Source organism: Pseudoalteromonas luteoviolacea, from assembly GCF_018100925.1.
GTDB classification, from domain to species: Bacteria; Pseudomonadota; Gammaproteobacteria; order Enterobacterales; family Alteromonadaceae; genus Pseudoalteromonas; species Pseudoalteromonas obscura.
The window spans coordinates 452,706-466,941 of the sequence record NZ_JAGJEH010000004.1 but is presented as its reverse complement, the minus strand read 5'-3'; the positions used below and the strand labels follow the sequence as shown (position 1 = coordinate 466,941).

The 14,236-nt window shown below is 41.6% G+C and carries 9 protein-coding genes; all 9 read left to right on the top strand.

Annotated elements, in window-relative coordinates; genetic code table 11:
* The first annotated feature begins 708 nt into the window (after positions 1 to 708).
* The 9 genes from J8M00_RS11100 to J8M00_RS11060 all read left to right on the top strand — a co-directional run bounded on the left by J8M00_RS11100 (position 709) and on the right by J8M00_RS11060 (position 14,157).
* Positions 709 to 3,381, top strand: a complete 2,673-nt coding sequence (locus tag J8M00_RS11100; protein WP_211010303.1) for a TonB-dependent receptor — start codon at positions 709 to 711, stop codon at positions 3,379 to 3,381.
* Positions 3,382 to 3,435: 54 nt separating this feature from the next.
* Entirely contained in the window at positions 3,436 to 4,956 is a 1,521-nt protein-coding gene (locus tag J8M00_RS11095; protein ID WP_211010302.1) for a tryptophan halogenase family protein, read from the top strand.
* Positions 4,957 to 5,294: 338 nt separating this feature from the next.
* Complete coding sequence (locus J8M00_RS11090) at positions 5,295 to 6,005, top strand: SapC family protein (protein WP_211010301.1); 711 nt, start codon at positions 5,295 to 5,297, stop codon at positions 6,003 to 6,005.
* A gap of 184 nt (positions 6,006 to 6,189) precedes the next feature.
* Positions 6,190 to 7,218 (top strand): isoaspartyl peptidase/L-asparaginase family protein, encoded by a 1,029-nt coding sequence (locus J8M00_RS11085; RefSeq protein ID WP_211010300.1) that lies wholly within the window; start codon positions 6,190 to 6,192, stop codon positions 7,216 to 7,218.
* Between the two features lie 87 nt (positions 7,219 to 7,305).
* Positions 7,306 to 7,734, top strand: coding sequence for a CBS domain-containing protein (locus tag J8M00_RS11080; RefSeq protein ID WP_211010299.1), 429 nt, complete (start codon positions 7,306 to 7,308; stop codon positions 7,732 to 7,734).
* A gap of 79 nt (positions 7,735 to 7,813) precedes the next feature.
* Positions 7,814 to 11,695: an ATP-dependent RNA helicase HrpA gene (hrpA, locus tag J8M00_RS11075; RefSeq protein WP_211010298.1), complete on the top strand. Its 3,882-nt coding sequence runs from the start codon at positions 7,814 to 7,816 to the stop codon at positions 11,693 to 11,695.
* Between the two features lie 85 nt (positions 11,696 to 11,780).
* Positions 11,781 to 12,164: a response regulator gene (locus J8M00_RS11070; RefSeq protein WP_036977231.1), complete on the top strand. Its 384-nt coding sequence runs from the start codon at positions 11,781 to 11,783 to the stop codon at positions 12,162 to 12,164.
* A 9-nt stretch (positions 12,165 to 12,173) separates the two neighbouring features.
* Positions 12,174 to 12,470: a PilZ domain-containing protein gene (locus J8M00_RS11065; protein WP_211010297.1), complete on the top strand. Its 297-nt coding sequence runs from the start codon at positions 12,174 to 12,176 to the stop codon at positions 12,468 to 12,470.
* A gap of 211 nt (positions 12,471 to 12,681) precedes the next feature.
* Positions 12,682 to 14,157, top strand: a complete 1,476-nt coding sequence (locus J8M00_RS11060) for an ATP-binding protein (protein ID WP_211010296.1) — start codon at positions 12,682 to 12,684, stop codon at positions 14,155 to 14,157.
* The last annotated feature ends 79 nt before the right edge of the window (positions 14,158 to 14,236 follow it).

The window sequence follows — 14,236 nt, the reverse complement described above, 5'->3', positions numbered from 1 at the left end:
TCTAAATAGCAGGTCTTTATAAAAAATTTGTTTGATATTTGTGGAGAGTACAATCGGTATGCCTTTGGAAAACCTAAATACTCTAGATAGCATAAGGTTTATCTTTAAAAAATACATACTTTATTAGTATTCGTTATAATAAAAAGCGTGTGTTTCGTCTAGATCTTGACAGGCTTTATTGCACTTAATGATACGTCTTTCGACGAGATGAAAAATTAATTTCTTAATTTTCAAACTGATCCGTTATTTTTTGTTTGTAGTCCCGCAAGGGTAGCTGTATTTTAGCTTTTACTGGACACGCCGAGTAAAATGCCTTAAAATGACAGCGTTGTCATTGAGAATGGTTATCACCTTGAACAGCTTCTGCCCAGGCTATTATATTGATCAACTCTTCCAATATTGCATTAATATTATGCAGTCACTTATTTAGATACAGAAATTTTGTATCAATCACCTCATAAACTACAGATTTATGCATATCATGTGTTATATTAGTACGCGTTTGTAACAAAGTATAACCAAAGAACATATAATCCTATATTAAACAATGTGTTATAAATTTAAGTGAAAAATTTTAACGTTTTTGTTTAAAAAACATGTAGCGATTATGTAATTTTGGGTGTATGGTTTGTTATTAGATGACAGCGTTGTCATCATCACTGGGCAGAAGTGATTTAAAAACCAACAAAATGATTCAAGGGGAATCCTGTGTTAGCTAATAATTTTAAGAAAAGTTTACTAGCTGCAAACATTGGTCTTGCGTTTACCGCAGGTGTATCTGGTGTAGCAGTTGCTGATAGCGGTACTCAAGCCAAAGAAGACGTAGAAGTAATTGAAGTACGTGGTATCCGTCGTTCTTTAGAAGCATCTCTAAATACTAAGCGCTTCGCTGAAGGTGTAGTAGATGCAATCACTGCGGAAGATATTGGTAAGTTTCCAGATAAAAACATTGCAGAGTCACTGAAGCGTGTACCTGGTATTACAATTCAAGGCCAGTTTGGTGAAGGTGATGCGGTTTCTATCCGTGGTGCAGGTGCTGACTTCACAAAGACAACTTTAAATGGTCAGAACGTAGCTTCTACAGGTTGGTTCGTACTTGAGCCGGCAAAGCGTTCATTCAACTACACACTTTTACCATCAGAACTAGTTGGTGGCCTAGAAGTCTATAAGTCTTCTCAAGCGGATATCATCGAAGGTGGTGTAGGTGGTACAGTAATCGTAAAGACTCGTACTCCATTAGAACTAGATGCAAACACAGTATACGGTTCACTTGAGTTTTCTCACTCTGATGATTCAGGCGAAACTGATCCACAATATTCAGGCATGTATAGCTGGAAAAACAATGATGAGAACTTAGGTTTCTTATTCTCAGCTGTACAGCAAACTCGTCAATTACAGCGTCAAGGAAACGAAGCGTTTTGGGCTTGGGGTAGTGGTCCAGTTGGATTTGAGCAAGAGCGTGAGCGTAGCGCTTTCACAACTTCAATCGAGTACGCACCAACAGATTCTTTAAGCTTTGTTGTTAACTATCTTGACATGAAGATGGACGCAAACAATACGAACTATGCGATGTGGTTAACTCGTGGTGCAGATGATGCGACAACAGCATATATCCACGGTAATGGTTCAGAAGCGACTCCGGGCGTTCCTGTGGCAGGTGCAATGAACGTTGCATTTGCTCAAATGCGTCCACGTGAAGCGACGATGAACTCAGATTATCTAGATCTGAAAGTAGAATACGCAGGCGACAACTATAAGCTTGAATTTGTTATCGGTGAAACGACCTCTTCTGGTGGTACTGATTTCGAAATGGTAATGAACCCAAATTCTAATGCTGATATCTCTGCTGGTACATATGACTTTACATCAGGTCATCACAAGTGGAACTTACCAGCAGGATTTGACTTGGCAACTTACACGCCGGGTGTAACTGCAGATACTCCAAACGGTGCGTTTGCAATGGGTACAGGCAGCAACTTCAATGCAACGCCTAAGACTGATGAAGAGCAATTCATCCAAGCAGATTTTGAATATATGCTTGACCATGACTTCATCAACTCGGTTAAAGTTGGCTTCAGATACGCTGAACACGAAGCGACAAGCAGACGTTTTGAGTTTAACCAAAACCTATGTACTGAAGACGTAACGACAGGTTGTTTCAACCCAGTATACGTACTTGACGGTACAAATCATGGCACATTCGATGTAGGTGCTGACGACCTTAAGATCCGTCGCTATGACATCGATGCAATGAAGAGCTGGGCTAAGTCGAGCATCCAAGGTAGAACTGAAGACTTTGGTGCTTACAGCCACATTGAAGAAGAAAATACGTCAATCTACATAATGGCTAAGTACAGCGGCGAAAACTACCGTGGTAACTTCGGTATCCGTTATGCGCAAACTGACGCTTCATCAATTTACTATAAAGAAGGTCTAGCAAATCAACGTACAGTTGAAGCGGCAGACTACAGTGAAGTACTACCAAGTGTGAACTTTGCTTATGACTTAGCGGACGATAAGATTTTACGTATCGCTGCATCAAAAGTAATGACGCGTCCACAGTACAATGACATGTACTTCAACCCTTCACTATCGGGCGTAGCGAACGAGCAAGCCGATGACCAAAGAGTTGCTCTTGGTAACCCTGGTCTAGTTCCATTTACAGCGAACCAAGCAGAAGTAGGTGTTGAATGGTACTTTAACTCAAGCTCACTATTAGCGCTAACTGCTTTCATCAAAGACGTAGACAACTTTATCGTTATCAACCGTCGCGACGCAACTGCTGACGATATTTCTAGACTTGGCCTACCTGCGCTATCTCCAGAAGAAGCAGCAAATGGTTGGACAATTGAAGAAAACTTCAATGGTCCAGGTGGTAAAGTGCAAGGTATCGAATTCCAGTACCAGCAAGACTTCGGTAATGGTTTCGGTTCGATGGTTAACTACACTTATACCAAAGGCGAAGCTGACACTACTGAGTTTACTAATGGTAACGGTGAAGTAACTCGCGTATTCACTGATGGCAACCTTGAGCTAAGCGACAGCTCTAAGTATGCTTACAACTTAACTGGTTACTATGAAAACGACTTGTTCTATGCGCGTCTTTCATATAACTACCGTAGCAGCTATATGATCCGTGAAACTGGTGGTTATGGTAACCGTTTACACGAAGGCTTCGGTTCAGTTGATTTAAGCACTGTATATCACTTCAATGAAAACATTGACATCAAATTTGATGTTGTTAACTTAACAGGTGAGTCTGCAGAGCAGTACGGTAACAATGCATTTATCGAAGCTAACAATGGCTTCAGTGATGGCTTCCCTCTATACGAATATGAGCAAGCTACTCGTTACAGCCTAGGCGTTTCTGTACGTTACTAATAACTAGTAATTATAAGAAAATAAGGAGCTTCGGCTCCTTTTTTGGTATTTATTATGATTAAAAAAATCGTTATTGTTGGTGGTGGCACCGCAGGCTGGTTAGCAGCCAATCATCTGGGGAAGCGTTTTTTAGGTTCTGAAACCGTTGTTAAATTAATTGAGTCGGCAAATATTCCTACCATTGGCGTTGGAGAAGGCACGGTCCCAATGATGAGACAAACGCTCGAATATTTTGGTATTGATGAAGGCGAATTTGTCAAAGAGTGTAATGTTGCTTTCAAGCAGGGGATCTCATTTGAGAACTGGATGGCCCCGCAAGCTGGTAAGACTCACCGATATTATCACCCATTTGATTTTTTTAGTTCTGAATTAGGCCTCGTGACGGCATGGCTCAATGACAATTCTGGTATCCACTTTGCCGATTTTGTCGGGTTTCAATCGACACTCTGCGATCATAATTTAGCACCAAAGTTAATCACTCAACCGCAATTTGATGGTGCCGCAAGCTATGCTTATCATCTCGATGCAGGCGCATTTTCAGAATTATTAAAAAAGAATGCAATCAATAACTTGGGGGTTATTCATCACTACAATGAACTAAGTGAAGTTGCCTTGGACAATGACGGCGCGATTTCACATTTGGTGACGGACGCCGGTGTTGAAACAGCTGATTTGTATATCGACTGCACAGGATTTAGATCTCTATTGCTTGGTACAGCCATGAAAACGCCATTTGTGGCAAAAGGCGATGTGTTGTTTGCAGATAAAGCGCTCGCAGTTCAAATTCCATACGCAGACAATGAGCAAATTCCTTCTTATACGCGTTCAACAGCCCAGACCGCCGGCTGGATTTGGGATATTGGTTTATACAGCCGTAAAGGTATTGGTCATGTGTATTCATCGAATCATACAAGCGAAACGCAAGCATACGCTGAACTAGAAAACTATATAGGCACTAATTTAGACAGTCTAAATGTACGCAGTATTGATATGAAAGTAGGGTATAGAAGTAAAGCTTGGAGCAAAAACTGTGTAGCACTGGGGCTTTCTCAAGGCTTTGTAGAACCTTTGGAGGCAACTGGATTGTTGGTATTTGACGTGACGGCGAAAATGTTGGCAGATACCTTACCAACTAGCACTATGGCTTTTGATACAGTAGCAAAACACTTCAACAACACGGTGACCAATATGTGGAACAAGGTCATTGATTTTATTAAGCTTCATTATTGTATTTCTGATAGGTGTGATAGTCAGTTTTGGCTTGATAATAGATCGCCGGAATCTATCCCGGACTCACTTCAGGAAAAATTGGAACTTTGGAAATATAAAGTGCCTACAAATTATGATTTTGGTGGCAAATTTGACGTTTTTGATATAGATAACTATTTGTACGTGTTATATGGCATGTCTTATCCAACTAGTGTCGATTCAAATCTCATTTCACCAGCTGAATTGAAAAGAATGTCAGACATAATTGGTACGATCAAATATCAACAAAAGCAGGCAAGAGAGTTGGCTATTGACAATAAATCTTTGCTTGAAAAAATCCACCAGTTTGGACTAGCCAAACAATAAAGCAAATTGTCTGAGGCCCAAGTGGCCTCCAGTGACACATTATTTGATTGGGTGTTGTCGCCAATTTTATCGATGTTTGTCAGAACTCATAGTTTCCTAAACTCCTTTTTAAAAGTTGTACAACCCCAATAATAGGCTGTTAATCGATCAAAGTTAGCACGTTTTTCAATCGCTCTCATTTTTGTCTAGACACCGCTTTACACTACCTGAAATGCTGAACAAAAATTTTTTGTTAATAAATCAAAATTAAAGCTTTAATACTCTTTTCTTTTGTTTCTAAAACCTATAGCCTTAGGGCCACTAAAAGTAATAAATACGAATTTGAATGGAGTAGTATTATGGCGGAGCAACAAGTGCAGCCTTTACACAACGAGAAGCATGCCAACCTAAAAGTTAAAAATGGCATCAACGTTGAATTTTTAAAATCACAGCACCTAATCCCAGTTGTTGCGCATGAGTTTGCGCGTGTAGCGACTGAGTTCCCAATGGCGTTTGTTAAGAATACTGAATCTGGTAAGTTTCAAGCGGTTGCGCTATTTGGCTTAGAGCCAGGTGAAAACCTTTACGTGAAAGATGGTCAGTGGCAAGCAGGTTTTGCACCTCTTGCAGCGGCACGTTACCCATTTGGCCTAGTAAAGCACCCTGAAGAAGATCAGTTTGGTATCGTTATCGATGAAGCAAGCCCGCTTGTAAACGAGGAAGAAGGCAATGCGCTATTCACTGATGGCAAAGAAACTGAGTACCTTGAGCGTCGTAAAGAAGCGCTAGTAAACTACGTTGAGTTTGCACGTGTTACAGAAGTATTCACTCAATACCTTGCTGATAAAGAGCTTTTGGTTCAGCAAACTTTGACAGTTGAAATTGCTGGTGAAAAGAAAGACATCAACGGTATTTACCTTGTAGATGAGCGTAAGCTAAATGAACTAAGCGACGAAGATTTCCTAGAGCTGCGTAAGCGTGGTTATCTAGCCCCAATTTTTGCTTTCCTAACGTCAACTCACCAAGTTGCTCGTCTAGCTCGTTTAAAAGCTCAAGCTCAAGAAGCTTAATTTTAAATGTTTTGAATCCAAAAAAGCGCCTTAAGGCGCTTTTTTTGTTTTCGATTGTCGCACTATAAATTATCCAATCAATATATTGTGCAATTCCAACGCATTATGTTGCAGTCTTCTCACCTAGTGTTTATCTTGCAAAATAAAGTGATGTGTAAATACGAAAAACAATAAGGAACACAGAATGCGCACGTTAACCGTTCTAGCCGCCCTAACACTGCTGACCTCTATAAATGCTAAAGCACAAACGCAATCAGCTAACCCAGTTGCTATCGCTATCCATGGTGGGGCAGGCACAATTGAGAGAAGTCGTTTTACACCAGAACAAGAACAAGCTTATCGGGCAAAATTACAAGAAGCTGTAGAGGCTGGATATCAGATCCTTAATCAAGGTGGTGATAGTTTGGATGCCATTACCCGGGCAATCAATATTTTAGAAGACTCACCATTTTTTAATGCTGGTAAAGGCGCTGTTTATACTTATGACGGTCATCACGAACTTGATGCATCTATTATGGATGGCAAAAACCGTCAGGCCGGCGCAGTTTCCGGTGTGATGCATGTTAAAAACCCCATAAATTTGGCGCGTGAGATCATGGATAATTCCGTGCATGTGATGCTCAGTGGGAAGGGGGCTGAAACTTTTGCCAAGCAGCAAGGCTTAGAGCTGGTTAATTCACAATATTTTAATACGCCTCATCGGTATGAATCGTTGCTGCGTGCCAAAGAGAAACTCAAGCAGCAAGAAAGCGGCACCAAGGGTTATCAAGCTATGCACAAGGCATTGCCGCAAGCCTTTAAAATGGGTACTGTGGGCGCTGTTGCGCTGGATAAGAACGGCAACTTAGCTGCGGGAACTTCAACTGGTGGCATGACTGCAAAGCGCTACGGTCGCATTGGCGATTCACCCATAATAGGTGCGGGTACTTTTGCTGATAACGCTTCTTGTGCTGTTTCCGCGACAGGTCATGGTGAGTATTTTATTCGATACAACGTTGCGGCGGATATCTGTGCGCGGGTTTCATATCAAAATATATCAATAGAGAAAGCAGGCAAAGAAGTTATTTTCGGGCCCATGTATAAAGCAGGTGGCACTGGCGGTGTCATTATTGTCGATAAAAAAGGCAATATCAGCATGCCGTTTAACACTAAAGGGATGTACAGAGCGAGCAAGTCTAGCCATACGCCAACTTATGTTGGAATTTTTAAATAGTGTTAGCAATTGTTGATTCTTAGGCAAATTTTTCAGTGCCAGCTACTATTATAATATTGGCTGGCATTTTATTTGGGGGAATAAACAATGCAATCAGTTAAAGTAGCAGATTATCTCAATCACAGACCAGTAACGTTTAGTTCAGATATGCGTGTTGAAATGGCGGTTGAGAAACTTTTACAAAGTGGGCAGTCTGGCGGCCCTGTTTTAGATGACCATCATAAAGTAATAGGCTTTTTGTCTGAGCAAGATTGTATTAAAAAGATGTTAGAAGCGACCTATCAAAATGAGTCGCACAGCATTGTATCAGACGTTATGAATACCGCGCCGGTGTGTGTAAGTCCCGAAGATAGCATCTTGCAAATTGCGGATAAAATGTCGAATGACAAGCCTAAGCTATACCCAGTTTGTGACGAAGATGGCAGGTTAATGGGCGTGATAACTCGTGCTCATGTTTTACTCGCATTCGATAAACATTTACACGATACCTATGAATCAGGGAACAGATTTGTCTAAAAGTCTGTTTTTATTTGGGTAGATCCCATAGGTTTTGGTAGACTACGCGGCGATTTTGGAATTTTCAAGGTGTCGTGTAGTGGACTTAAAGTCGTTATATTCAGATATTCCTTTCTGTTTGAAGAAGGATCAGTTTCTATTTAAAAAACGTCTGCAAGGTGTTAAAAAAATAGCCGATGAAAAAAAGCAACAAAGAGTAGTTGCTCAGATCGGCGAATCTATTGCACGTAGCCAGCAGTTAAAAATTCAACGCCAAGAAGGGTTGCCAGAGGTAACTTACCCAGAGTCTTTACCTGTAAGCCAGAAAAAAGAAGACATTAAGAAAGCGATAGCTGAGAACCAAGTGGTGATCGTCGCTGGTGAAACTGGCTCAGGTAAAACGACTCAGCTTCCCAAAATTTGTTTAGAGCTAGGCCGCGGTATTGACGGGTATATTGGGCACACTCAACCGCGCCGTCTTGCTGCTAGAAGCGTTGCCAATCGCATTGCCGAAGAAGTTGGTTGTGAGCTTGGTGAGGAAGTTGGCTTTAAAATTAGGTTCAGCGACCAAGTATCGGATAAAAGTTACGTTAAGTTAATGACTGATGGTATTTTGCTTGCTGAAATTCAGCAAGATAGATTCCTAAACCAGTATGACACCATTATCATCGACGAAGCGCACGAACGTAGTTTAAATATTGATTTTATTCTCGGTTATTTAAAAAATTTACTGCCAAAAAGACCTGATCTTAAAGTAATAATTACTTCAGCAACCATAGATCCTGAACGCTTTTCTAAGCACTTTAACAATGCCCCTATCATTGAAGTATCGGGAAGAACTTTTCCCGTTGAAGTGCGTTATCGACCTGTAGTTGATATTTCAGGCGATCAGAGTGAAGCTGAAAACGATCAACTCCAAGGTATTTTTGATGCAGTGGATGAGCTGTGCGAAGCTGGGTCGGGTGATATATTAATATTTATGAACGGCGAACGAGAGATCCGAGATACAGCCGACGCGTTGTCGAAACGCAATTTAAAAGGTGTTGAGATTCTACCTTTGTTTGCTCGTTTATCTAATGCTGAACAAAATCGTATATTTGCGCCCCATAGCCACCGCCGAATTGTACTCGCAACTAATGTTGCAGAAACGTCGTTAACAGTGCCAGGGATCCGATATGTAATTGACCCGGGTACTGCTCGTATAAGTCGCTACAGTTACCGTACTAAAGTACAACGGCTTCCTATTGAGGCGGTTTCTCAAGCAAGTGCTAACCAGAGAATGGGACGCTGTGGACGTGTCGCTGCGGGTATTTGTATCAGGCTGTATTCTGAAGAGGATTTTGTATCTCGACCAGAGTTTACCGATCCTGAAATTCTGAGAACGAATCTGGCATCCGTTATCCTTCAGATGTTGGCTCTGGGGTTAGGTGATATTGCAAAGTTTCCTTTTGTGCAAGCTCCCGATAGCCGAAATATCAAAGACGGAATGGCATTACTTGAAGAGCTTGGTGCTGTAAAAGCGGCTTCACGCCGAGAAAACGCTAAGTTAACACCAGCGGGTCGAAAGCTTAGTCGCTTGCCAATTGATCCCCGCTTGGCAAAAATGGTGATGGCGTCAGTCGACCAAGGCGCGCTAAATGAAGTGATTGTTATAGCTGCGGCCTTGTCTATCCAAGATCCTCGAGAGAGGCCACAAGAAAAGCGCGGTGCTGCCGATGAAAAACACGGCAGGTTTGAAGACCCAAACTCAGACTTTATGGCATTTTTGAATCTTTGGCAGTACCTTGAAGAGCAGCAGGAGGCCCTTTCTCGAAGTCAGTTTAGAAAACAATGTCAGAAAGACTTTTTGGCCTATATGCGCATCCGAGAATGGCAAGACATTGTTTATCAGCTCAAAACAGTCTGTGATGAAATGGACTATAAAGGATCTGGAAACGAAGCGAGTTTCGAAGCCATTCATCAATCTTTGCTAAGTGGTATGCTCAGCCATATAGGTATGAAAGATGAGAAACAACATTACAAAGGGGCACGTAATAGCTTATTTCATATTTTCCCTGGTTCTGCTTTATTTAAAAAGAGCCCTAAATGGTTGATGTCCGCAGAACTCGTTGAAACCAGCAAACTGTATGCCCGGATCAATGCCAAGATTGATTTGACATGGGTTGCGCCACTCGCTCAACACTTAGTCAAGCGCAGTTATAGTGAACCACACTGGGAAAAGAAACAAGGTGCGGTTATCGCGTTTGAACAACAAACTCTATATGGCCTAACCATTGTTTCCAAAAAACGCACGGTCTATAGCCAAATTGACCCGGTGATGAGCCGAGAGCTTTTCATTAAAGAGGCTTTAATCGGCCAACAACTTGGTCAAAAAGCGCAGTTTTTGGAATATAATCACTCTCTTGTTGAAGAGATCCAATCGTTAGAAAACAAAGCTAGACGTCGAGATATCTTGGTTGATGAACAAACCATGTTTGAGTTTTATGACGAACGTATTCCTAGTGACGTGAACAATCGAGCAGCATTTAATCATTGGTTCAAAAAGCAAAGTGACAAACGAGTTTTGCATATGAACCGCGAGTCTTTAATGCAGCATGGTGCTGATAAAGTAACTGCTTTTGATTACCCTGATGTGTGGCAGCAAGGCAATTTGATTCTGCCTTTGAGCTATCATTTTGAGCCCGGTAAATCGGTAGATGGTGTGACTGTTAATGTTCCTTTAGCTTTATTGAATCAAGTACAAAACGAAGGTTTTGATTGGCATATTCCGGCATTGAGGCATGACTTAATTTGCGCGCTGATTAAAAGCTTACCAAAAACGTTAAGAAGAAACTTCGTGCCTGCGCCAAATTACGCAGATGCTGTGTTGGCCTCCATAGAGCCGTTGCAAGGTTCGCTGTTAGAGTCGCTTGCAACGCGGCTATTACGAATGACAGGTGTTAAAGTTACACAAGATGATTGGGATACAGGTTCACTTGAAACGCATTTAAAAATGCAATTTGAGGTGGTTGATGACAATGGCAAAGTGATTGCCCATGGATTTGATCTTGATGCATTGAAAGAGCAATTACAAGGCAAAGTATCACAAACCCTCTCTAAAGTGGCAGAAAAAGGAATTGAGCAAGAAAACCTTACAGAATGGGGATTTGGAGAGCTACCTCAAGAGTATACCAAAACACAAGGTGGATATGAGATAAAGGCTTTCCCTGCTTTGGTAGATAAAAAAGACAGCACAGCGATCACATTGTTTGACCACCCTGAAAAGGCAGCGCAAGCACATCAACTCGGGCTACGACGCTTGGTATTGTTAAACATTCCATCGCCAGTGAAGTATTTACAGCAACACTTGCCTAACAAGGCGAAGCTTGGCTTATATTTCAATCCTTTTGGGAAGATCCATGATCTTATTGCTGATTGCACAGCAGCAGGTGTAGATAGTTTATTAGGACGGTTTGAAGCCATCCGAGATGAGGCTGAGTTTGAAACTGCAAAAGAGTTTATTCGCGGCGAACTCGGTGACAAAGTTGTAGAAATAGCCTCACAGGTTGAGCAAGTATTGAGTATTGCGCATAGTGTCAATAAGCGAATGAAAGGTCGGGTAGATTTAACCATGATCACGGCTCATGGTGATATTAAGTCTCAATTGGAGTCGCTCATATTTAAGGGATTTGTCAGTGGGCATGGTGCAGACAAAATGCCAGATTTATTGCGTTATCTCAGAGCGATAGAAAAACGATTAGAAAAATTACCTGTGGACCCTAACCGAGATCGTTTATGCGTACTAGAGTTAGATAAGGTATCTGAGTTGTATGCTCAAAAGTGTAAGAAGGTGGCCAAGGGAATGCCAATACCAGATGGTTTGACACATATTTTTTGGATGTTACAGGAACTAAGAGTGTCTTTGTTCGCTCAAACCTTAGGTACACCTTATCCAATTTCAGCTAAGCGTGTTATGAATGCGTTAAATGAGTTGGATTTATAGGAATTGACTTGCATTTTGCTTTCAGCCAATTACCTTAATAAGAGGATATAAATTTTTGGATTGTGATAAGGAAGCGACATTGACTATGTCCACGCAGCAAAGACGGAGTAGAACACCGCATGTGTTAGTTGTTGATGATGAGTACTTTAACTACGAAATGTTGTCGATGGCTTTGTCAGATGCGTTTAAATTCAGTTATGCGGAATCGGGGATCAGTTGTTTATCTAATGCGATAGCAGATCCTCCAGATGTCATTTTATTGGACGTCTGTATGCCCGGGTTAGACGGGTATGACACTTGCCGCATGTTGAAAAATACACCCGAAACCAAAGATATTCCGGTCATGATGGTATCAGGTCTAGAATCTGAACAAGAAAAACAAGCAGGATATGAAGCAGGTTGTGATGAATATGTAGTAAAGCCATTCGCTATGCAATCGCTTTTGGAAAAAATAAAAAATATGGTCTAGGAGCTCACTATGATCCATGAAGATAAGCGTCGCTTTATGCGCATGATGGTCAATGCGCAAGCAGAGTTGACTGTTAACCAGTCAGGTGAAAAATTACTTGGAACTTGCCAGGACCTCAGTGCTACGGGGCTGTCAATCGAAATTGAACATCCGTTGGAAATAGGGGAGATGGTTGCAGTTTTCATCAACAGTAAAAGCACCACAATTCCTCCTTTCAATGCCAGTGCTAAAGTTGTTCGTTGCAGCAGTAATGAAGCCACAGAAGACAGTTACGTCGTTGGTCTAGAAATCGTTCAGTTTAACTAAGACGTTTAAATCCATGGCGAAGGGAAATTCATAGCCTTCGCTTACCTAACTTCCACTGTTTTTGCACAATCTTATTTAATAATTTCTGCAGTAGACTACAAACCAACCGTATATATATGCGACTTGTGCTACCTGTGTTGAACCACGTAACAATAATCGGGAGGTTGGTTGCCAAGTTACTGCTTTTGTCTTTGATTTTTATGGAGTGTCGATGAGGTTAACCCTTAGAAGAAAGCTGCTAGCTATATTGCTGTTAGTTAATGCAGTGCTTATATCGGCAGTGTACTATGCAAATCAGCTAGCCTTTGAAAAGAGCTTTAGAGAATACTTGCAAGACAGTAGTCGCGCTAAATTAACCGCAATTTTGCCAACTATCAGAGAGAATTTTGAAAACTACGGTGAAGGGTGGATGACAAGAAGAAACCCTCATTGGACAAGGTTGGTTGGAGAATTTCATGGTCGATCACAAGAAGAGATCGACGATATGGTGAAACGCCCACGAAGAGGGCCTCCTAGGCATCATAGGGCGGCTGAACCAGAAAGACGTGAAGGAAGAGAAGACCGTCCTCCTAGGCACATGCGAGGGGCACAAGCTAGGCTGGTATTTAAGTCAGCTACTGGTGAGTTATTGAAGGGAAAAAAGGACAGTAAGAATAAAACACTTTGGCTCGAAGTGCATGAAAATGAAGACAATTCAGGCAAGCTTCTCGGGTATATTGGGCTTGAAAATGGCCTTGAAATAAGCAATTCATTAGATTCAGTTTTTGCCAACAGGCAGCAGCATTGGTTTTTAGGTATTGCGATTATAGCGATGCTAGTTAGTAGCCTATTAGCTATTCCATTTAGCCGCTTTTTAGTCGCGCCAGTTCTATCGTTAAGAGCTGCGGCAAAAAAAATAGCGTCAGGTAATTACGAAGCGCCTTTTAAATCATATAGTAAAGATGAGCTTGGACTGCTTGCCCGAGATTTAAACACATTGGCAATTACATTGGCGGAAAATCAGCACTCTAGACAGCAATGGATCGCCGATATTTCCCACGAATTGAGAACACCTATTGCGGTATTTAAAGCTGAGCTTGAAGGGATGATTGATGGCATTATCGAGTCGGATGAGGCACAGCTCCATTCACTCTATGATGAGATTAATCGGCTAACAAAATTGGTAGATGATTTACACCAGCTTTCTATGTCAGATAGAGGATCGCTCAGTTACCACATGTCAGAGTGTGATATTTCAGAGATAATTGGCCATACTTTTGATGCGCACTTAGCCACATTGAAGAGCAGGCACTTTGAATGGGCGATCGATGTACAATCAGAGACGGTGCTTTATTGTGACGAAGCACGGCTTTCTCAGTTGTTTGGTAATTTTATGCAAAATACGCTGCGTTATACTGACTCTAGCGATGCGTTAGCCGGTAAAATTAAGGTTGTGATCTCTCAAGAAGAAAACCATCTGTCGATCCGATGGCAAGACAGTGGCCCAGGTGTAGATCCTGAATTGCTGCCAAAACTATTTGATAGGCTCTACCGAGTGGATAAGGCTAGAGATAGGGCTTCAGGGGGATCTGGATTGGGGCTTGCTATTTGTGCCAGTATTGTTCAAGCACATAATGGCTCTATCAAAGCAAGTGAAAGCGAGTTGGGTGGTGTTAGCGTCGATGTATTGCTTCCTCTTGAGCAATAAATGACTATTTGGCTACCCCGGATCTTGTAAATATTGCTGATATATTCAAAACTAACAGCTGATAAGTACCACCAAGGCA